Genomic DNA, 18542 nt, shown 5'->3' on the forward strand with positions numbered 1-18542 from the left:
GGTAACGCGCCCGGGCCGCCCGGCGGAGCGGTCTGCGTCACGTTCCCGCCGGTCACCCGGGTGACGTCCGGTGACGCTGGTCGCTCGCTCGGCGCGCCGCTCGGCGCACCGGACGCGCCTGCCGCACCGCCGAGCGCCTTCACCGCCCCTCGCGACGGGAACGACGGGCCGGGCGGAGATAGGTTCCGGCGGTGAGCACCCCCGCGCCGCAGCCCTTCGACGAGCACGCGCTGCGACACGCCCTGCTCGGCCCCGCCGGCCGCTGGGCCCGGCTCGACGTCGTCGAGGAGACCGGGTCCACCAATGCCGACCTGATGGCCGAGGCCCTCGCCGGCGCCCCCGACGGCTCGGTGCTGGTCACCGAGCACCAGACCAAGGGTCGCGGCCGCCTCGACCGCACCTGGGAGGCGCCCCGCGGGTCGGGGATCGCCGTGAGCGTGCTCTGGCGGCCCGAGGGCATCCCGGCCGAGCGGCTCGGCTGGCTGCCGATGCTCGCGGGCGTCGCGCTGCTCGACGCGATCCGCGCCGTCGCGCCCGACGTCGCGGCCGGCCTCAAGTGGCCCAACGACCTGCTGCTGGGCACGGACCGCCGCAAGGGCGCCGGGATCCTCGCCGAGATGACGCCCGTGTCCGGTGGCGGCCCCGGCGTCGTGCTCGGCATGGGGATCAACGTCGACGCCCCGGCCGGGACGCTGCCGCCGACGGCCACCTCGCTGGCGGCCGAGGGCGCCCCGGTGGACCGCTCGGAGCTGCTCGTCACGCTGCTGCGGAACCTCGCCGAGCGGGAGTCCGCCTGGCGTGCCGCCGCCGGCGACGCCGACGAGTCCGGCCTGCGCGCCGACTACCGCGCCGGCTGCCTGTCGCTCGGCTCCGAGGTGCGGGTCGAGCTGCCCGGCGGCACGGCGCTGGTCGGGATGGCCGAGGACGTCGACCCGCAGGGCCACCTGCTGGTCCTCGAGGCCGACGGGCACCGCCGCGCGATCGCGGCGGGCGACATCGTGCACCTGCGACCGGCGGACCGTCCCGACGCGTGATCACCCCGGATACGGTGGGTGCGTGGCCTATCCGGACGAGCTGCTGGTCGAGGGCGAGCGGGTGGTGCTCCACACTCGGCCGCACTGGAAGATGCTGGTGCTCCCGGTGCTGGTGTTCCTCGTGGTGGTCGCCGCGGCGTCGTTCCTCGCGGCGCTGGTGAGCGCGCAGGGCTGGGCGCCGGTCGCCCGGGTCGCGCTCGCGGTCGTCGGTGTGGTGCTGGTAGGCCGGTTCACCGTGCTGCCCTTCGTCCGCTGGCGGACCACGCACTTCGTCGTCACCACCCGTCGGGTGCTCGTCCGCGAGGGCGTGCTCTCCCGCAGCGGCATGGACATCCCGATGTCGCGGATCAACACCGTGCAGTTCCGGCACACGGCCGTGGAGCGCATGCTGGGGTGCGGGACGCTCGTCATCGAGTCGGCCTCCGACGAGCCGCTGGAGTTCACGGACGTCCCCGCCGTCGAGAAGGTGCATTCGCTGCTCTACCAGGAGGTCGCCGACGATGCCTGAGCTGCCCATGACCGTGCCCACCGCGGGGCTGCCCGCGCACGTGACGATCTACGAGGTCGGTGCGCGGGACGGGCTGCAGAACGAGAAGGCCGTCGTGCCGGTCGAGGTGAAGGCCGAGTTCCTGTCCCGGCTCGCCGACGCCGGCCTGACCACCCTCGAGGCCACCAGCTTCGTGCACCCCAAGTGGGTGCCGCAGCTGGCCGACGCCGCCGAGCTGCTGGAACGGCTCGAGCGCCGCCCCGGCGTCGACTACCCGGTCCTGGTGCCCAACGACCGCGGGCTGGACCGCGCGATCGAGGCCGGCGTGGACCACGTCGCGGTGTTCGCCAGCGCCACCGAGACCTTCGCGGCCAAGAACCTCAACCGAACCCTCGACTCGCAGTTCGACATGTTCGAGCCGACCGTGAAGCGGGCCCTGGACCACGGCATGCGGGTGCGCGCGTACGTCTCCATGGCCTTCGGCGACCCGTGGGAGGGCGCGGTCGAGCCCGCGAAGGTCGCGACCGTCGGCCGGCGGCTGGTGGAGATGGGCTGCTGGCAGCTCTCGCTGGGCGACACCATCGGCACCGGCACGCCCGGGCACGCCGAGGCCGTGATCGACGCCTGCGTGGCCGGCGCCGTGCCCGTCGACACGATCGCGGTGCACTTCCACGACACCTACGGCCAGGCGCTGGCCAACACGCTCGCCGCCCTGCGCCGCGGCGTCACCACCGTCGACGCCTCCACGGGCGGGCTCGGCGGCTGCCCGTACGCGAAGTCCGCCACCGGCAACCTCGCCACCGAGGACCTCGTGTGGATGCTGGACGGGCTGGGCATCAGGCACGGCGCCAACCTGGACGCCCTGGTGGAGACCAGCGTGTGGATGGCGGGGAAGCTCGGCCGCCCCTCGCCCTCGCGCGTGGTGAAGGCGCTCTCGGGAGCCTGAGCCCTGGGGACAACTCCTCGCGGCGCGGCAGACGGTCGTCCTGCGGGACGGCGACCCGGACGACGTCCGGTTCGACCCGGCGGAGGTCGCGCTCGCCGTGGAGATCATCGCGCCGGGCAGTCGCAAACCTCGACCTGCGCCTCAAGGCGTACGAGTACGCCGAGGCCGGGATCCCGCAGTACTGGGTCGTCGACCTCGACCCGCCGGCCCCGACGCTCACGGTGTTCGCGCTCGGCGTCCCGGGCGAGGGCTACGTGGAGCGGCCGGCGGTCGCCGGCGAGCTGCGCGCCACGGTCACGCTCGACGCGCCGGTCGAGCTGACCGTGGACGTCGCGGCCCTGGCGTAGCTACGGGCGGGCGTGCTCGCGGGAGCCGAACATCCCGGTGAAGCGGCCGCGGTAGACCACGTCCTCGCTGTCCGCGGCACCCCGGCGCATCCAGGCCCGCAGGGTGACCAGGCCCATCCACGGCTTCGACGACGAGCGCCGTGCCTCGAGGATCTCGAGCGAGGCGAACAACCGGTCGCCCGCGAAGACCGGTGCGGGCCAGGCGATCTCGTCGCCGCCCGGCGAGCCGAGCGCGGTGGAGCGCAGCAGCAGCCCGTCGGCGTAGAGCCGCATCCACAGGCCCGCGGTGAACCAGCCCGAGGCGGCGAGCTGCCCGAAGATCGACTCCTTGCCGGCCGCCTCGTCGAGGTGGAACGGCTGCGGGTCGAAGCGGCGGGCGAACTCGACCATCTCGTCGTGGTCGACGGTCACGGCACCGAGGTCGAAGACCCGGCCCGGCGTGAGGTCCTCGAAGGCGATCTCGGGAGCATCCGGCATGAACGAACGTTAACCCGCGGCGGGACCGGACCCCGCGCCGAGGAGGCGCACGGCGGCGTCGTGCAGCAGGCCGTTGGAGGCGATCCCGTTGCCGCCCGCGAAGCCCGGCCGCCCGGCGAGGTCGGTGAGCCGCCCGCCCGCCTCCTCGAGGATCGGCTGGACCGCGGCGAGGTCCCAGGCGTTGGCCTCGGGCTCCACGGCCAGGTCGAGCACGCCCTCGGCGACGAGACAATGCTGCCAGAAGTCGCCGAAGGCCCGGGTCTCCCAGCAGGCGTCGGTGAGCGCGAGCCAGGCGTCGAGCAGGCCGTGCTCGCGGAAGGTGTTGAGGTCGGTGGTGGAGACGTAGCAGTCGCCCAGCTCGGCCACTCCCGTCACCGAGATCCGCCGCGCCTCCCCGCCCGGGCGGTCGCTGGTCCACGCGCCGTGGCCGACGGCGCCCCACCAGCGCCGGCCCAGCGCGGGCGCGCTGACCACGCCCACCATCGGCCGCCCGTGCTCGGTCAGCGCGATCAGCGAGGCCCAGACCGGCATGCCGCGGGAGAAGTTCTTGGTGCCGTCGATCGGGTCGAGCACCCAGCCGCGCCCGCTCGGCGGCAGCGCGTCGAGCGAGCCGCCGCGCTCCTCGCCGAGCACGGCGTCGCCCGGCCGCTGTCCGCCGAGCGCGGCGCGCAGGGCGTCCTCGGCGGCGGTGTCGGCGTCGGTCACCGGTGTGCGGTCCGGCTTGCGCGTGACCCGGAGGTCGGCGGCGCGGAAGCGCGGCAGGGTGATCGCGTCGGCGATGTCGGCGAGCTGGAGCGCGAGGGCGAGATCGGCCCGCGTGTCCGAATCGGGTCCGGTGGAGGTCACGGGCGGGGAGCATGCCACGCGTGCCACACACGGACGGGCCTAAGCTCTGCGGACGTGACCACCGTCCTGTTGGCGGAGGACGACGCCGCGATCGCGGAGCCGCTCTCCCGAGCCCTGCAACGCGAGGGCTACGAGGTGGACGTCGCCGCCGACGGCACCTCCGCGCTGGAGACCGTCCGGCAGGGGCACGTCGACCTGCTGGTCCTCGACCTCGGCCTGCCCGGGATGGACGGGCTCGAGGTCTGCCGCCGGCTGCGCCCGGACTTCCCCGACCTGCCGGTGCTGATGCTCACCGCGCGGACGGACGAGGTCGACTTCGTCGTCGGCCTCGACGCGGGCGCCGACGACTACGTCGGCAAGCCCTTCCGCCTCGCCGAGCTGCTCGCCCGCGTCCGCGCGCTGCTGCGCCGGCTCACCCCGGAGACCGTCGAGGTCGGCGGGGTCCGGATGGAGCTCTCCGGCCGCCGCGTCCTGGTCGACGGCGAGGAGGTCGGCCTGGCGAACAAGGAGTTCGAGCTGCTGCGCGTGCTCCTGCTGCGTGCCGGGCAGGTCGTGACCCGCGAGGAGATCCTGCGGGAGGTGTGGAACGACCCCGACATGAAGACGTCGAAGACGCTGGACATGCACATGTCGTGGCTGCGCCGCAAGATCGGCGGCGAGCGCCGCATCGCGACGGTGCGCGGCGTCGGGTTCCGCTTCAACCACGGCTGACCCCGCGTGCGCCGGCGGATCCTGCTCTCGACCCTGTTCGTCGTCGCGGTGACGGCGCTGGTCCTGGGCGGTCCGCTGGCGTTCACCACCTGGCGGCTGGTCGACGACTTCACCCGCGCCGAGCTCATCCAGCGGCTCGAGCAGATCGACGACCGGCTCGACGACAAGCTGCCCGGCGCCCCGCTCGACTCGTCCGCGATCGCGCTCGCGGTGCCGTCCGGCGGAGAGCTCGTGGTCGACGTCCCGGGCATGCCGGCGCAGCGGGTGGGCGCGCTCGCGAGCCCCGACATCCTGTCCGAGTCGCTGCCGTTCGGGCCGGGCGGCACGATCACGCTCTCCGAGCCGATCTCGGTGATGCGCACCCAACAGGTGCAGGTGACCGTGATCGTGATCCTCCTGGTGGTGCTGTCCGTGGGCACGGGCGCGGTGGTCGCCACCGTCACCGCCCGGCGTCTGGCCGGGCCCCTGCTCGACGTCGCCGACCGGGCCGCGCGGCTCGGTGCCGGCGACTTCCGCCGCGCCCCGGACCGGCACGGCATCCCCGAGCTGGACCGGGTGTCCGACGTGCTGGACACCTCCGCCGGCGCCCTGGCCGACCTCGTGCAGCGCGAGCGCGCTCTGGTCGGCGACGTCTCGCACCAGCTGCGCAGCCGGATCACCGCCCTCACCCTGCGCCTCGACGAGCTCTCCACCCACCCCGACCCCAGCGCCCGCCGGGAGGCCCTCGCCGCCCTCGAGCAGACCGAGAAGCTCTCCGAGGTGCTCGACGAGCTGCTGGAGGCCGCCCGCGCCGCGCGTGCCGCGGGGGCCGAGCCGATGGACCTGCGCTCGGGCCTCTCCGAGGTGGCCGACGAGTGGCGGCCCGCGCTCGAGTCCGCCGGGCGGCGGCTCAAGCTGCGGGTGCCGGACGGGCTGCTCGCCCGCGTCACACCCGCCCGGATCCGCGAGGCGGTGGGTGCGCTGGTCGACAACGCTCTGCACCACGGCGGCGGCACCGTGACGATCTCGGCGCGCGAGGGCACGAACGCCCTGGTCGTGGAGGTGAGCGACACCGGGGCCGGGATTCCGGAGGAGCTGGTTCCGCACGTGTTCGACCGGGGGGTCTCCGTGCAGTCGTCGACCGGGCTGGGGCTGGCCCTGGCCCGCGCGCTGGTCGAGGCCGACGGCGGGCGGCTGGAGCTCTCCCGGGCCCGCCCGCCGACCTTCACGATCTTCCTCCCCGCCGCCCGCGCCGACGACGTCGTCGGCCCGCCCCGCCCCACCGGCACCCCGCGGTAGCGCGAGCCGCCGCAGCGGCACGTCCTGGGCCACACCGCCGCTCCCGGCGCCGGGCCACTGAACGCCCGCTCGGTACGGTGCGGGCATGGAGCGGACGGTCGAGGTGGGCGACGGGGTGCGGCTGCGGGTCACCGAGGAGGGCTCGGGACGGCCGGTGATCCTGGCGCACGGCTTCCCGGAGCTGGCGTACTCCTGGCGGCACCAGCTCCCGGCGCTCGCGGCCGAGGGCTACCACGCGGTGGCGCCGGACCAGCGTGGGTACGGCGGTTCGTCGCGGCCCGAACGGGTCGAGGACTACGACATCCACCGGCTGACCGGCGACCTCGTCGCGCTGCTCGACGACCTCGGCGAGGAGCGCGCCGTGTTCGTGGGGCACGACTGGGGCGCGATGGTCGTGTGGAACCTCGCGGTGCTGCACCCGGAGCGGGTCGCGGGCGTGTGCGGGATGAGCGTGCCGTTCGTGCCCCGCGCGCAACGGCCGCCGACCGAGATCTGGAGGGAGAAGCTGGCCGGGAAGTTCTTCTACATCCTGCACTTCCAGCAGCCCGGCGTCGCCGACGCGGAGATGGCGAAGGACCCGGCCCGCACGATGCGGGGCATGCTCAGCGGGCTGGTCGCCGGCGACGGGACGAGCCTGATCGGGCCGGACGACGGCCGCGGCGTCGTCGAGCGGCTGCCGCAGCCGGACTCCCTGCCGGGCTGGCTCACCCGGACGGAGCTCGATCACTACACCGCGGAGTTCGCCCGCACCGGGTTCACCGGCGGGATCAACTGGTACCGCAACTTCGACCGCAACTGGGAGCGCACCGCCGAGCTCGCGGGGGCGCACGTCACGGCGCCGAGCTTCTTCGTCGCGGGCGCCGCGGACCCCGTGCTGTGGATGACGCCGCCGGACCGGCAGGCGGAGTACCTCGACGACCTGCGCGGACAGGTACTGGTCGAGGGCGCGGGGCACTGGGTGCAGCAGGAGCGCCCGGCGGAGGTGAACGCCGCACTGCTGGGCTTCCTGCGCGCGATCGGCTGGTGAGCCGGGCTACTGACCCAGCTCCTCGATGTGCTCGGGGACGGTGACCTGGCGGCGCACGTTCTCGTCGGGGAACACGAACCGGCGGAAGGCCCACCAGCGGAACGCCATGCCGACGAGCGTGCCGAGGATCTGGCCGCTGACGAAGTCCGCGACCTCCTGGACGACCAGCGACACCTCCGGCACCTGCAGGTGGAACAGGTAGCGCGAGGCGGCGAGGGGAGCGGTGTAGACGGCGACGCCGATCCCGCTCACGAGGAAGAACAGCAGCGCCTCGTGGTGGCGCTCACGCCCGCCGCGGGTCCGGAACGACCACTCGCGGTTCATGACGTAGGACACGATCGTGGCGATGAGGACCGCGAGGATCTTCGCCGTGATCGGCTTGGTGTCGAGCACGGTGGTCTTCAGCACGAGGAAGACCGCAGTGTCGATCACCCACGTCGCCCCGCCGACGACCGCGAACTTCAACAGTTCCCGGTACCTGATGGCGATGCCGCGGTAGGGCTCGGGGATGCGCGCCAGCGTCGTCTCGACCAGGGACACTCGATCGATCGTGCCAGAACGCCGCAGCGCACCGGCGTCCGGCCCGGCTCCGCCGCGTGTCGGTGGGTAGGCTCCTCCGACCGTGAGCACCTCAGCACCGCGCCGGGACTTCCCCGTCGTCGGGATGGTCGGCGGGGGCCAGCTGGCCCGGATGACGCACCAGGCCGCGATCGGGCTGGGCCAGTCGCTGCGGGTCCTGGCGGTCAAGCCGGACGAGCCCGCGCCCCTGGTCGCGCCGGACGTCGTGCCCGGTGGGGCGGACGACCTGGGCGCCCTCGAGGCGCTGGCCGTCGGCTGCGACGCGGTGACCTTCGACCACGAGGGCGTGCCGCAGGAGCACCTGCGGGCGCTCGTCGCGAAGGGCGTGCCGGTCCGGCCGCACCCCGACGCCCTGCTGCACGCGCAGGACAAGCTCGTCATGCGCCGCCGGCTGTCGGCGATGGGGCTCCCGGTGCCGGCCTTCGCCGAGATCACCGACCCCGAGCAGGTCGACGAGTTCGCGGCCCAGCACGGCTGGCCCGTCGTCCTCAAGGCCGCCCGCGGCGGGTACGACGGCCGCGGCGTCTGGTTCCTCCGCGCCGCCGACCCGGATCTCGTCCGCGAACTGCTCGCCGCCGGCACCCCGCTGCTGGCCGAGGAGGCCGTGACGATGCGCCGCGAGCTGGCCGCGCAGGTCGCGCGGTCGCCGTTCGGGCAGGCCGCGGCGTGGCCCGTCGTCGAGACGGTGCAGGAGGCCGGCCAGTGCGTCGAGGTCCTCGCGCCCGCGCCGGACCTGCCCGAGGAGCGCGCGCTCGAGGCCCAGGCGCTCGCCCTGCGGATCGCGCAGGAGCTCGACGTGACCGGGCTGCTCGCCGTCGAGCTCTTCGAGACCGACTCCGGGCTGGTGGTCAACGAGCTCGCGATGCGCCCGCACAACTCCGGGCACTGGACGATCGAGGGCGCCCGGACCTCGCAGTTCGAGCAGCACCTGCGCGCGGTCCTCGACTACCCGCTGGGGACGACCACGATGACCGCACCGGTCGTCGTCATGGCCAACGTGCTGGGCGCGGACGTCACGCCGGAGATGAGCGTCGACGAGCGCATCCACCACCTCTTCGCGCGGTTCCCCGACGTCAAGGTCCACCTCTACGGCAAGGGCGAGCGGCCGCTGCGCAAGGTCGGGCACGTCAACGTCCTGGGCAGCGACCTCGCGGAGACGCGGCGCAAGGCCGTCCTCGCGGCGCACTGGTTGTCCACCGCGACGTGGGACGACGGCTGGTCGGTGCACGAGGGCACCCCCGCGGAGGTCCCCACCGAGACGGGAGCGCGGCTGTGAGCGCACGCGTCGGCGTGATCATGGGCAGCGACTCGGACTGGCCGGTGATGGAGGCCGCCGGGGCGGCGCTCGCCGAGTTCGACGTGGCGTACGAGGTCGGCGTGTACTCCGCCCACCGCACCCCGCAGCGGATGCTCGACTACGCGCGCGACGCCGCGGGCCGCGGGATCCAGGTGATCATCGCCGGGGCGGGCGGGGCGGCCCACCTGCCCGGGATGGTCGCCGCCGCGACCCCGCTTCCGGTGATCGGCGTGCCCGTGCCGCTCAAGGTGCTCGACGGCCTGGACTCGCTGCTGTCGATCGTGCAGATGCCGGCCGGGGTGCCGGTCGCGACCGTCGCCGTGGGCAACGCGCGCAACGCGGGCCTGCTCGCCGTGCGCATCCTCGCCGCGGCCGATCCCGCGCTGCGCGAGCGGATGGAGGCCTTCCAGTCCGCGCTCGAGGAGATGGTGCTGCAGAAGGACGCGGCGTTGCGCGACAAGGCGTCCGGGCAGGGGGCCTGATCACACTCGCCTAATTCGTGGCGCGAGCCCGCCCGCGGTCGTAGGGTGGCGGTACACGAGAAGGGAGGTGGTCCGACGTTGATTAGCGACAGGACACGTGAGGTGGCTGCCCGCTAGGCACCAACAGGACGTCTTCCTGACGGCCAGTGGAAGCCGGTAGGTGCCGGCGAATCCCAGGCAGTCACCGGTGGTCCCCGGGCCCGAGCCCAGTCCAGCTCGGCGTGCGCTCCCCGCTCCGACGGGGTGCGGCCCGGGGATCACCCATGTCCGGGGTCGTTCCGGGCGAAGTACGGACCCGTGCGGCCCGCCGGGAGCACGCCCGTCAGGCCCGGCGCTCCAGCGAGCGCGCGGCGCGCTCGAGCCGGCGCGCCACCTGCTCCAGGTCCGGTGCCTGCTCCAGCGGCAGCATGTCCGCGACCTTGCGGAAGTGGGCCCGGCAGGCCTCGGTGCCCTCGCTGGTCCCGCCGTCCGCCAACCACCGGCGCAGGGCCTGGTTGTGCGCGGCGACGACCGCCGCGCCCGTCACGGCCGCCCGCAGGTCCCCGTCCTCGACGCCGGCGAGCCGGGCGGCGAGCTCCTTGGTGAACAGCCGCCGGTAGCGGTGCACCATCGCGGCCTCCCGGTCGCGCAGCGCGGGCACCTCGTGGACCAGCGCGAACCGCTTGCGGGCTGTTCCGGGATCGGACAGGTAGAGGTCGAACACCGTCTCCCCGGCGCGCAGCACCACCGACAGCAGCGGCTCGGTGGGGTGCGCCGTCGCGAAGACCTCGGCGATCCGGGCGAGGCCGAGCTCGTGGTCGGGGGAGACCGCGTCCTCCTTGCCCTTGAAGTACCGGAAGAAGGTCCGGCGTCCGACGCCGGCCGAGGCTGCGATGTCGTCGACCGTCGTCTCGTCGTAGCCCTGCGCGGTGAACAGGTTCACCGCCGCCGTGACCAGGTCGCGGCGCACCTCGGCACGCCCCTCCGCCGAGCGGCCGCGGCGCGGAGTGACGCTGGACATGGCACGGAGGGTAGCAGGGACGTTGTTGAATGGCACGGAGTGCCGTTAGAGTGGGGCGCACCCGGACACACCGACGTGGGAGAAGAGATGCTGAACGCCGACTTCGACGCCTACCGGCTGAGCGAGGAGCACGAGGCGCTCCGCGACGCCGTGCGTGCGCTCGCCGAGAAGGAGATCGCGCCGCACGCCGCGGAGGTGGACGAGCTGGCGCGCTTCCCCCACGAGGCCAAGGACGCGCTGGTCAAGGCCGGTTTCCAGGCCGTGCACATCCCCGAGGAGTACGGCGGGCAGGGGGCGGACGAGCTGGCCGCCTGCATCGTGATCGAGGAGGTCGCGCGGGTCTGCGCGTCGTCGTCGCTCATCCCGGCGGTCAACGGCCTGGGCTCGGTCCCGATCCTGCTCTCGGCGTCGGACGACCTGAAGAAGCAGGTCCTGCCGTCGATCGCCTCGGGCGAGGCCATGATCAGCTACGCGCTCTCGGAGCGCGAGGCGGGCTCCGACGCCGCCTCGATGAGGACCCGCGCCCGCCGCGACGGCGACGACTGGGTCCTCAACGGCACCAAGTGCTGGATCACCAACGCCGGCGAGTCGACCTGGTACACCGTCATGGCCGTGACCGACCCGGAGAAGACGGCCAACGGCATCTCCGCGTTCGTCGTCCACAAGGACGACCCGGGCTTCGAGGTCGGCCCGAAGGAGCGCAAGCTCGGCATCGCCGGCTCGCCCACCCGCGAGATCTACTTCCAGGACTGCCGGATCCCCGGCGACCGGCTGATCGGCGCCGAGGGCACGGGCTTCAAGACCGCCCTCGCCACGCTCGACCACACCCGCCCGACGATCGGCGCGCAGGCCGTCGGCATCGCGCAGGGCGCGCTCGACCACGCGATCGCGTACGTCAAGGAGCGCAAGCAGTTCGGCAAGGCGATCGCCGACTTCCAGGGCGTGCAGTTCATGATCGCCGAGATGGCGATGAAGGTGGAGGCCGCGCGCCAGCTCGTCTACGTCGCCACCTCGCGCGCCGAGCGCGGCGAGAAGAACCTCGGCTTCATCTCCTCGGCGGCGAAGTGCCTCGCCTCGGACACCGCGATGCAGGTGACGACCGACGCGGTGCAGCTCTTCGGCGGCGCCGGCTTCACCAAGGACTTCCCGGTGGAGCGGATGATGCGCGACGCCAAGATCACGCAGATCTACGAGGGCACCAACCAGGTGCAGCGCATGGTGATGGCGCGCTCCCTGCTCCGCTGACCCGGCGCGCTGTGGAACCATAATGCGCGAAACCGGGGCTCCGATGCGCATTATGGTTCCATAGCGTTCAGGATCCGACGGCGTGAGCGCGTTATAGTTCCATAGTGCTCACAATCCTGCCCCGTGAGCGCGTTATGGTTCCATAGTGCTCAGAATCCGGTGCGCAGATACGCGTTATGGTTCCATAACGCTCGGAAATCGATGTCCTGAGCGCCCTATGGTTCCATAATGCATCAGAGGATGAAGCGGAAGAGTGGGGAGTCCGGCGGGATCCGCTCGATCTGCGGGGGCGCCGCCTCCATGCGCTCCAGCAGCGGTTCCAGGTCCGCCGGGTCGCCCAGCTCGATCCCGACGAGCGCGGGGCCGGTCTCCCGGTTGCTGCGCTTGACGTACTCGAAGAGCGTGATGTCGTCGTCGGGCCCGAGGACGTCGTCGAGGAAGCGGCGCAGCGCGCCCGGCTCCTGCGGGAACTCCACCAGGAAGTAGTGCTTGCGGCCCTCCCAGACGAGCGCCCGCTCGACGATGTCCGCGTAGCGGCTGACGTCGTTGTTGCCGCCGGAGAGCAGGCACACCGTGGTGGAGCCGCGCGGGATGTCCAGCTGGCCCAGCGCCGCCGGGGCGAGCGCGCCCGCGGGCTCGGCGATGATCCCGTCCGTCTGGTACAGCGCGAGCATCTCGACGCAGATGCGGCCCTCGTCGACGGCGTCGACGGCGATCGCCGCGTCGCGCACGATCGGGAAGGTGGTGTCGCCGACCCGACGCACCGCGGCGCCGTCGACGAACGGCTCGACCTCCGCCAGCGTCGTCGGCTCGCCCTTCGCCAGGGCCGCCGCCATGCTCGCGGCGCCGGCCGGCTCGACCCCGATCACCCGGACGTCCGGGTGTCGTTCGCGCAGGTAGGCGAGGGTTCCGGCGAGCAGTCCGCCGCCGCCGACCGGCACGATGACCTGGTCCGGCGGGTCCGCCAGCTGGCTCAGCACCTCGCGGGCGACCGTGCCCTGCCCGGCGACGGTGCGGGGATCGTCGAAGGCGGGGACGAGCGTGGCCCCGGTCTGCGCGGCGTCGGCCGCCGCGGCCGCGGCGGCGTCGTCGTACGTGTTGCCGACGACCACGACCTCCACGACCTTGCCGCCCAGCCGCGCGACCCGGTCCCGCTTCTGCCGCGGCGTGGTCCGGGGCAGGTAGACGCGGGCGGTGACGTGCAGCCGCGCGCACGCGAACGCGACGCCCTGCGCATGGTTCCCGGCCGACGCGCACACCACCCCGCGCTCGCGCTCCTCGGGCGACAGCTGCGCGACGAGGTTGTAGGCGCCGCGGATCTTGTAGGAGCGGACCGGTTGCAGGTCCTCGCGCTTGAGCCACACCTCGCCGCCGACGGCGTCGGACAGCCGTGCCGACAGCTGCAGCGGGCTCGGCCCGATCACCGCGCGCAACCGCCCGGCCGCCGCATCGACGTCGGAGGCGGTCACGCTCTGGGCGGGGGCGCTGGTCATCACCCCACCGTAGCCAGGCCACCGGCGGGGCTCGCGCCGAGCCCACACCCGCTCACAGGCGGGTGGTGCACTTCTCCGTCTCGAACTTGCGCTCCAGGCGGCCCGCGTCGGCGTGGGCGACCTGGACGAGGGAGGCGCCGGCGGCGAGGACGGCGAGCAGGCCGTCGACCAGGTCCTCGCGCGCGGTCCAGTCCCGCGTCGACAGCACCCGGTCCGACGCCGAGACCCCCAGGTCCGCGGCCCGCGCGGCCGCGCGGGCGGCCACCTCCGACACAGCTTTGCCGTCGAGCGCCGCAGCGTCGGCCGGCACCGGCTCCCAGGGCACGAACTCGTCGCCGTGCAGCCGCACCTCGGTCGCGAAGTCGATCACCCCGGCGGGCAGGCCGTCGATACCGCGGCCGAACGCGTCGAGGGACAGGGCGACCACCCCGCCGGACGGGTCCGCCGCGAGCGCGAGGTCGATCCGCCCGGCGTCGCACAGCACGAGGTCCGCCTCGGCCGGCTCGCCGACCACCTCGGCCCCGCAGGACCACGCCGCGAGCAGCGCCGACGCCGTCTGCCAGTGCGCGGGCAGCAGCACCGCCACCTTCCCGCCGGGCTCGAGGTCGCACTCGTCGCGCAGCAGGTTGGCGGCCTTGGCGACCCAGTTCGCGGTCGTGACCGCGGAGAGCTCGATCCGCTCGCCGGTGGCGTCGTCGTAGAAGGTGACCAGCGGCCTCGCCGGGGCCGCGGCGAGGATCGGGTCGAGCAGGGTGGCGGTCAGCGACACGGAGGTCCTTCACACGGGGTGGTCAGTCGATGCACGGTACGCCGCCCGCGTTGACCTCGGAGGTCGGCGCGGGGGCGGAGGAGGGGGAGCCGGCGCCCGTGGGCGCGGAGGGCGCGGCGGTGTTCGCGAAGTCGGTCCCGAGCAGCACCTGGACGTGCCCGGCCCGGACGCCGTCGGCCTGCTCGACGCCGATCCCACCGAGCTGGGCGGCCACGGCCTTCGCGGCCTCGTCGCCGTCGGACTGCGCGTAGCGGACCACCGAGGTGGAGCGGCTCACCGAGTTCTCGACGGTGCCGCGCTGGAAGCCGGCGCCGCCGAGGCGGTCGGCGACCTGGGCCGCGAGGCCGGTGCCGCCGGAGCCGTTGCCGACGTCGACGGTGACGGCCGCCGGGTTCACGGTGGCCGCGGTGGCCGCGGCGGGTGGCGCGTCGGCGGTGGTCTCCGGTGTCTCCTCCTTCGGCGCGGTCTTCTGCTCGACGAACTGGTGGATCTGCGCCGGATCGACCAGGACGACGTCGCCGCGTTCGTTGGTCGCGCCGCCCTGCGTCGGGACGGTCATGAAGTCGATGTTGCCCGCGGCGATGTCCGAGGCCTGCCGGGCGAAGCCGAGCAGGTCCCAGCCGGAGTCGATGACCAGCGACTTCTTGGCGACGTCCATGAGCGCGGACAGCGTGGAGCCGTTGGTGAGCGTGCCGCTGGAGAGGACCTTGTCGGCGACGGCGGCGAGGAACACCTGCTGCCGGCGGATGCGGGAGAGGTCGCCCTCGGGCAGGCCGTGGCGCTGGCGGACGAAGGCCAGCGCGTCCGCCCCGGAGATCGTCTGCGGGCCGGCGGCGAAGCGGGCGCCGGAGAAGTCGTCGTCGACCGGGGCCTTGAGGCAGACGTCGACGCCGCCGATGGCCTGGGTCAGGTTGTAGAAGCCGAGCAGGTTGATCTCGGCGTAGTGGTCGATCGTGAGGCCGGTGAGGTTCTGCACCGTGTCGATCAGCGCGGTCCGCCCGGACGCCGACGACTGCTGGTCGGCGTCCTTCTGCGACACGCCGGACTTCACCAGCTCCTCGGCCTTGAGCGCCTTGGTGGCCGGGTAGGCGGCGTTGATCTTGTCCTTGCGGTAGCCGGGGATGTCGACGTAGCTGTCGCGCGGGATCGAGAAGGCCGTCGCGCTGCCGCCGTCGGCGGGGAGGTGCAGCACGATGATCGTGTCGGAGTTGAGGACCCCGGACTCGGCGCCGCTGCGCAGGGTGCGCAGGACGTCGTCGGGCAGCGGGTTGCCCTGCGCGTCCGTGCGGCTGTCCACCCCTACGAGCAGGATGTTCTGACCGTCGCCGGAGGAGCTGCCGGTGATGACGTTGGTCGTGGTCAGGCCCGCGGTGAGGTCGCGGTAGAGGCCCCACGCGGTGCCGGTGACCGCCACGACCAGCGCGGACAGGACGCACAGCGTGATCCGGGCCCGGCGGACGAGGCGACCGGACGGCCGCCGGGGCGGGGGGGCGGGCGGGCCGGACGGCGCGGGCGGTGGCGTGCGCGGACGCGTGCGGGTGGGCGGTCGGGTGGGCGCGGTGCCCCGCGCGACGTCCCGAGCAGGTCGGCGCACCGTCGGCTCGACGACGGTCCGGCGGGCGGGCCTGCGGGCCTCGGCCCGGTCGGCCGCGGTCCGGCGGGCCGAGGTGGGGGAGCCGGAGCGGGCGGACGCGCCGCCCGCGGTCCGGGCGGAGCCCGCCGAGCCGCGGCGTTCGCGCGCGGTCGGATCGGAGGCGCGGGCCGGGCCACCGGTACTGTTCCGGCCGGTCGCGTCCCCGCCCGCGCCGCCGGACCGGTCGCGGGAGGATCCGGAGGCCGAGCGGTCACCGGAGCCGCGGTCGCGGGCCGAGGAGCCGCCCGAGGTGCGCCCCGACCCGGCACGGCCCGACCCCGCGCTCTCGGACCCCGCACGGCCCGACGCCGTGTTTCCGGAACCCGTGCGGCCCGACGCTGTGCTTCCGGATCCCGCGCGGCCCGACGCTGTGCTTCCGGAACCCGTGCGGCCCGATGCCGTGCTTCCGGATCGTGCACGGCCGGAACCCGTGCCGCCGGAACCCGTGCCGCCGGAACCCGTGCCGCCGGAACCCTTGCGGCTCGACCCCGTGCGGCCTGACCCCGCACGGCCCGACCCTTCGCCGTCCGACGCGGATCCGCCGTCGCGCGACGATCCCGATCCCGTGCGGCGGCCGGCGGCCGGTGCGCCGTCCGATTCCGCCGAGCCGGTCGTGCGGGCCGGCGGGGGGCGGTCGGGGCCGCCGCCGGACAGCGCGCCGCCCTCGCCGAAGAGCGCGGACGCGCCGGCGCGGCGATCGCGCCGCGGCCCGCCCGAGGAGGAGCGGCCACCGGACGTCGGGTCCACTCCACCTCCTCGCTCTCGCTCGCTCCCGCCGCACGACGGGCGTGGTCTCCTGTAGACGGCGCGGCCGTCACCCGGCCTTCCTAGAGGGTGCAGCATCCTGGCACATGATCGCGGCGCGTCGCTCGGCGTGTCGACCACTCGAGATCACCGTTGGGCGATCCTCCACGCCGGAGAGTGACGAACTCGGACCTGGGTGTGATCATCTCGGTGACGCGCGGCCCCGTCCTGCTGGACCACCGGAGGAGTGAGACCATTCACATCTTCCCATCGCGAGGGGCCTGAATGACCGCACAGCCCGACGAGGTGGCCCGGGCCGATGCCGTGCACCGGACCCCTGTCCCGCCCCCGGAAGGCCCGTTGACGACCGAGGGCCGGGGGCTGCTGGAGCAGCACCGGGCCTGGGAGGCGGTCGAGCCGCTGCGCCGCGCCGTCGCCTGCCGCGAACCCGGTGCGGTGGACCTCCTCGTCCGTGCGTACCTCGACAGCGGCAGCTGGACCGCGGCGATCGAGTTCCTCGCACCGCTCGTGGAGCAGGGGCACCTGGAGTTCGCCGGCCGGCTGGGCGTGGCGTTCGGTGAGCTGGGCGACCACTCGCGGGCCGAGCAGATGCTGCGCCTCGCCGTGGCGCAGCGCGAGCTCCCCGCGGCCAACGACCTCGCCCTGCTGCTGCGTGCCGACGGCCGCTTCGCCGAGGCCGTCCGGGTCCTCACCGACGCCGCCGAGGCGGGCGACCCGCAGGCGCCGGACAACCTCGTCGCGCTGCACCTCGAGGCGGAGGACCTCGCCGCCGCTGTCGTGGCCGCCGAGCGGTACGCGGACGAGCGGCGGCCGGACGCGCTCGTCGCGCTGGCGGACGTGCGGGCGGTGCAGGGCCGGGACGCGGAGGCCGAGTCCCTCTACAGGCGCGCCGGCGAGCTCGGCGCCGTCCGCGCCCACACCGCCTACGCCGCGTTCCTCGTCGCGCGCGGCGACCTCGACGGGGCCGACCGCGAGTACCGCGAGGCCGAGCGGCACAACGAGCCGGGCTGGGCCTGGACCATCGGCCGGTTCCTGCTCGACACCGGGCGGCCCGAGGCGGCGCGCTGGTACCTGGAGATGGCGGTGACCTGGGGCGACCGGGCCGCCGCCGAGGCCCTCGCGGAGCTCGACGGCGTGGACCCGGCGGACGACTGAGTCCCCGGACCCGATCGGGTCCGGCCCCCGGTCCCCGCACCGACCGGCCCCCCGGGGCCCGTTAGGGTGACCCGCCATGGAGTCGGCGGTCCGCACGTACGGGGACGAGCTCGCGGTCGTGACCGTCACGTACTCACCGGGCGACACGCTCGAGGTCTTCCTCGACTCGCTCAAGGCGGCGACCGCGCGTCCGACCCGGGTCGTGCTGGCGGACAACGGGTCCGTCGACGGCGCGCCCGAGCGGGCGGCGGAGCGCGACGGTGTGGAGCTGCTCCGGATCGGCGAGAACGTCGGCTACGGCACGGCCGCCAACCGGGCCGTCGCCGGGCTGGGGCCCGAGGTGGGCTGGGTCGTCGTCGCCAACCCGGACCTGGTCTGGGGCGAGGGTGCGATCGACACGCTGCTCGAGGCCGCCGGTCGCTGGCCGCGCGCCGGCGCGCTCGGCCCGCTGATCCGCGAGCCCGACGGCACGGTCTACCCCTCGGCTCGGCTGCTGCCCTCGTTGGGCCACGGTGCCGGGCACGCGGTCCTCGGCCGGGTCTGGCCCCGCAACCCGTGGACGCAGACCTACCGGCAGGCCGCCGCGGCGATCGGCGAACGCACCGCGGGCTGGCTGTCCGGCTCGTGCATCCTGGTGCGCCGCAGCGCCTTCGACTCGGTCGACGGGTTCGACCCGCGCTACTTCATGTACTTCGAGGACGTGGACCTCGGCGACCGGCTCGGCCGGGCCGGCTGGCTCAACGTCTACGTCCCGACCGCCGAGGTCGTGCACACCGGCGGGGTCTCCACCTCGAAGCCCGAGGTGTCGGCCCGGATGCTCGCCGAGCACCACCGCAGCGCCTACCGCTACCTCGCCGACCGGCACCCGGGCGTCCGGCACGCACCGCTGCGGGCGGCCGTGCGGGCCGGGCTGGCGGTGCGCGCCCGGGCAACGCGGGGGCGCGGGTAAACGTCACACCAGTGAGACCGGA

The 18542-nt window shown here is 74.3% G+C and carries 19 protein-coding genes; 12 read left to right on the forward strand and 7 right to left on the reverse strand.

Annotation, left to right across the window (positions count from 1 at the left end; all coding sequences use genetic code 11):
• Positions 1 to 191 precede the first annotated feature (191 nt).
• The 4 genes from LWC33_RS01505 to LWC33_RS35715 all read left to right on the forward strand — a co-directional run bounded on the left by LWC33_RS01505 (position 192) and on the right by LWC33_RS35715 (position 2814).
• On the forward strand, positions 192 to 1034 hold the full coding sequence (locus LWC33_RS01505) for a biotin--[acetyl-CoA-carboxylase] ligase (RefSeq protein WP_233302297.1): 843 nt from the start codon (positions 192 to 194) through the stop codon (positions 1032 to 1034).
• Between the two features lie 22 nt (positions 1035 to 1056).
• Positions 1057 to 1542, forward strand: a complete 486-nt coding sequence (locus tag LWC33_RS01510) for a PH domain-containing protein (RefSeq protein WP_233302298.1) — start codon at positions 1057 to 1059, stop codon at positions 1540 to 1542.
• Positions 1535 to 2467 (forward strand): hydroxymethylglutaryl-CoA lyase, encoded by a 933-nt coding sequence (locus tag LWC33_RS01515; RefSeq protein WP_233302299.1) that lies wholly within the window; start codon positions 1535 to 1537, stop codon positions 2465 to 2467. The genes LWC33_RS01510 and LWC33_RS01515 overlap by 8 nt, the downstream gene beginning before the upstream one ends.
• Positions 2468 to 2688: 221 nt before the next feature.
• Entirely contained in the window at positions 2689 to 2814 is a 126-nt protein-coding gene (locus tag LWC33_RS35715) for a hypothetical protein (protein ID WP_308190883.1), read from the forward strand.
• On the opposite strand, the gene LWC33_RS01525 is transcribed toward LWC33_RS35715, so the two are convergent.
• Both LWC33_RS01525 and hisN read right to left on the reverse strand, forming a co-directional pair.
• The gene (locus LWC33_RS01525; RefSeq protein ID WP_233302301.1) at positions 2815 to 3291 is read right to left on the reverse strand and encodes a MaoC family dehydratase; all 477 of its coding nucleotides are present in this window, start codon (positions 3289 to 3291) and stop codon (positions 2815 to 2817) included.
• Between the two features lie 9 nt (positions 3292 to 3300).
• Positions 3301 to 4137, reverse strand: coding sequence for a histidinol-phosphatase (gene hisN, locus LWC33_RS01530; protein WP_233302302.1), 837 nt, complete (start codon positions 4135 to 4137; stop codon positions 3301 to 3303).
• Positions 4138 to 4191: 54 nt separating this feature from the next.
• On the opposite strand from hisN, the gene LWC33_RS01535 reads away from it, so the two are divergent.
• From LWC33_RS01535 to LWC33_RS01545, 3 genes are all read left to right on the forward strand, one after another.
• Complete coding sequence (locus tag LWC33_RS01535) at positions 4192 to 4848, forward strand: response regulator transcription factor (protein ID WP_233302303.1); 657 nt, start codon at positions 4192 to 4194, stop codon at positions 4846 to 4848.
• Positions 4849 to 4854: 6 nt separating this feature from the next.
• Positions 4855 to 6126 carry an ATP-binding protein gene (locus tag LWC33_RS01540; RefSeq protein WP_233302304.1) on the forward strand — a complete coding sequence of 424 codons (1272 nt, stop codon included), beginning with the start codon at positions 4855 to 4857 and terminating at the stop codon, positions 6124 to 6126.
• An 85-nt stretch (positions 6127 to 6211) separates the two neighbouring features.
• Positions 6212 to 7153, forward strand: a complete 942-nt coding sequence (locus LWC33_RS01545; RefSeq protein WP_233302305.1) for an alpha/beta fold hydrolase — start codon at positions 6212 to 6214, stop codon at positions 7151 to 7153.
• A gap of 6 nt (positions 7154 to 7159) precedes the next feature.
• Here LWC33_RS01545 and LWC33_RS01550 read toward each other — a convergent pair whose 3' ends face one another.
• Positions 7160 to 7693 carry a GtrA family protein gene (locus LWC33_RS01550; protein ID WP_233302306.1) on the reverse strand — a complete coding sequence of 178 codons (534 nt, stop codon included), beginning with the start codon at positions 7691 to 7693 and terminating at the stop codon, positions 7160 to 7162.
• A 124-nt stretch (positions 7694 to 7817) separates the two neighbouring features.
• Between LWC33_RS01550 and LWC33_RS01555 the strand changes: the two genes are divergently transcribed.
• Positions 7818 to 9008 (forward strand): 5-(carboxyamino)imidazole ribonucleotide synthase, encoded by a 1191-nt coding sequence (locus LWC33_RS01555; RefSeq protein WP_233302476.1) that lies wholly within the window; start codon positions 7818 to 7820, stop codon positions 9006 to 9008.
• Positions 9005 to 9511, forward strand: a complete 507-nt coding sequence (gene purE / locus LWC33_RS01560) for a 5-(carboxyamino)imidazole ribonucleotide mutase (RefSeq protein ID WP_308190885.1) — start codon at positions 9005 to 9007, stop codon at positions 9509 to 9511. Before LWC33_RS01555 ends, purE begins: the two co-directional genes overlap by 4 nt.
• A 322-nt stretch (positions 9512 to 9833) precedes the next feature.
• Here purE and LWC33_RS01565 read toward each other — a convergent pair whose 3' ends face one another.
• Complete coding sequence (locus LWC33_RS01565) at positions 9834 to 10511, reverse strand: TetR family transcriptional regulator (protein ID WP_233302307.1); 678 nt, start codon at positions 10509 to 10511, stop codon at positions 9834 to 9836.
• A gap of 87 nt (positions 10512 to 10598) precedes the next feature.
• Here LWC33_RS01565 and LWC33_RS01570 point away from each other — a divergent pair, with 87 nt between their 5' ends.
• Entirely contained in the window at positions 10599 to 11756 is a 1158-nt protein-coding gene (locus LWC33_RS01570; RefSeq protein ID WP_233302308.1) for an acyl-CoA dehydrogenase, read from the forward strand.
• A gap of 233 nt (positions 11757 to 11989) precedes the next feature.
• Here the strand turns inward: LWC33_RS01570 and ilvA are convergent, their stop codons facing one another.
• Genes ilvA through LWC33_RS35720 form a run of 3 tightly spaced genes read right to left on the reverse strand, consistent with a single transcriptional unit; the run spans position 11990 to position 15612 of the window.
• Entirely contained in the window at positions 11990 to 13249 is a 1260-nt protein-coding gene (ilvA, locus tag LWC33_RS01575; protein WP_233302309.1) for a threonine ammonia-lyase IlvA, read from the reverse strand.
• A 52-nt stretch (positions 13250 to 13301) separates the two neighbouring features.
• Positions 13302 to 14018 (reverse strand): TIGR03089 family protein, encoded by a 717-nt coding sequence (locus LWC33_RS01580; RefSeq protein WP_233302310.1) that lies wholly within the window; start codon positions 14016 to 14018, stop codon positions 13302 to 13304.
• A gap of 22 nt (positions 14019 to 14040) precedes the next feature.
• A complete protein-coding gene (locus LWC33_RS35720; RefSeq protein WP_233302311.1) occupies positions 14041 to 15612 on the reverse strand; it encodes an LCP family protein in 1572 nt (523 codons plus the stop codon).
• Between the two features lie 1068 nt (positions 15613 to 16680).
• Here LWC33_RS35720 and LWC33_RS01590 point away from each other — a divergent pair.
• Both LWC33_RS01590 and LWC33_RS01595 read left to right on the forward strand, forming a co-directional pair.
• Positions 16681 to 17571: a tetratricopeptide repeat protein gene (locus tag LWC33_RS01590; RefSeq protein WP_233302312.1), complete on the forward strand. Its 891-nt coding sequence runs from the start codon at positions 16681 to 16683 to the stop codon at positions 17569 to 17571.
• Between the two features lie 76 nt (positions 17572 to 17647).
• Positions 17648 to 18520, forward strand: a complete 873-nt coding sequence (locus LWC33_RS01595) for a glycosyltransferase family 2 protein (protein WP_233302313.1) — start codon at positions 17648 to 17650, stop codon at positions 18518 to 18520.
• Positions 18521 to 18542 lie beyond the last annotated feature (22 nt).

It is taken from the genome of Pseudonocardia terrae (assembly GCF_021343995.1).
In the GTDB taxonomy this organism is placed as follows: domain Bacteria; phylum Actinomycetota; class Actinomycetes; order Mycobacteriales; family Pseudonocardiaceae; genus Pseudonocardia; species Pseudonocardia terrae.

What these genes read in the sequence shown, in the direction of transcription:
- LWC33_RS01515 (WP_233302299.1), top strand. Translation starts at nt 1,535, where the DNA reads ATGCCTGAGCTGCCCATGACCGTGCCCACCGCGGGGCTGCCCGCGCAC.
- LWC33_RS01525 (WP_233302301.1), bottom strand. Translation starts at nt 3,291, where the DNA reads ATGCCGGATGCTCCCGAGATCGCCTTCGAGGACCTCACGCCGGGCCGG.
- LWC33_RS01545 (WP_233302305.1), top strand. Translation starts at nt 6,212, where the DNA reads ATGGAGCGGACGGTCGAGGTGGGCGACGGGGTGCGGCTGCGGGTCACC.
- LWC33_RS01555 (WP_233302476.1), top strand. Translation starts at nt 7,818, where the DNA reads ATGGTCGGCGGGGGCCAGCTGGCCCGGATGACGCACCAGGCCGCGATC.
- LWC33_RS01565 (WP_233302307.1), bottom strand. Translation starts at nt 10,511, where the DNA reads ATGTCCAGCGTCACTCCGCGCCGCGGCCGCTCGGCGGAGGGGCGTGCC.
- LWC33_RS01570 (WP_233302308.1), top strand. Translation starts at nt 10,599, where the DNA reads ATGCTGAACGCCGACTTCGACGCCTACCGGCTGAGCGAGGAGCACGAG.
- ilvA (WP_233302309.1), bottom strand. Translation starts at nt 13,249, where the DNA reads ATGACCAGCGCCCCCGCCCAGAGCGTGACCGCCTCCGACGTCGATGCG.
- LWC33_RS01590 (WP_233302312.1), top strand. Translation starts at nt 16,681, where the DNA reads ATGACCGCACAGCCCGACGAGGTGGCCCGGGCCGATGCCGTGCACCGG.
- LWC33_RS01595 (WP_233302313.1), top strand. Translation starts at nt 17,648, where the DNA reads ATGGAGTCGGCGGTCCGCACGTACGGGGACGAGCTCGCGGTCGTGACC.